This window comes from Autumnicola edwardsiae, from assembly GCF_031846505.1.
GTDB classification, from domain to species: Bacteria; Bacteroidota; Bacteroidia; order Flavobacteriales; family Flavobacteriaceae; genus Autumnicola; species Autumnicola edwardsiae.
The window spans coordinates 1-823 of sequence record NZ_JAVRHP010000271.1 but is presented as its reverse complement, the minus strand read 5'-3'; the positions used below and the strand labels follow the sequence as shown (position 1 = coordinate 823).

At 39.0% G+C, this 823-nt stretch carries 1 protein-coding gene; it reads left to right on the top strand.

Annotated features, from left to right (window positions below; translation table 11 throughout):
- Window positions 1-823, top strand: an 823-nt coding sequence (locus RM529_RS17595) for a hypothetical protein (protein WP_311486034.1), incomplete at both ends; no start/stop codon positions are given.

Here is an 823-nt window from a genome sequence, read left to right as displayed (position 1 = left end):
AACCACAAATACCAATCTTACCCGTTTTGATGATGATATTGATGAATACGAAGATTTTAAAGGTAGAATATATATCAATTCATCGGGTGCTACCGGAAGGTATTTTAGCCTTGAACTAAATGAAGATGAGGAAATTAGCCTTTGGGCAAATTCCCAAAATGGAAATGGAAATATTCATTTTGAATATGTTGCAGATCCGGAACTTCAAAATGATGCAGTTGCGGTGGGCAAAGAGCTTACAGAAATAAACTTTATGGCAAAAGCTACAGGTACGTATCGAATTTATGATGACACCGATAAACCAAGTTACTTCAGGATTGCACGTAAAAGTGCTACTTATACTACTGTAACAGGAAGTGTTGATGTGGCAGAAGCCGAAGGTATCCCTTCAGATTACAGCATTGTATTCAAAAACCAACTTGGTAAGACCTGGAAGCTTTCTTTGGCAGATGGAGGGTCGTATAGTATAGTTCTTCCGGTGGGATATCAATATGAAGTTTCCTTAGAAGGAGCTGAAGGATATTCCGTAGATAGTAATACCAGCCTGGAAGTAACTGAAGAGACTTCTTCATTTGACATTAGTATAATTAAAGATTTGGTTTATGTAGAAGGCCTGGCCGATGTTTGGGATTTTGGAGCAAGCCAACTGGACGAGTCTCAATATAACAATATGCTGAATGAAGCCAGAATAAACTCCTGGTATGATTCATCTATCACCCCGGGAACTTCAGGCATAAATTTGCCAGATTTTACAGCTGGTGATCTTAGTTTTACCGGAGGTGGAAGTGACAGGTTACGAACAACCAATTTGAATCTTACCCGA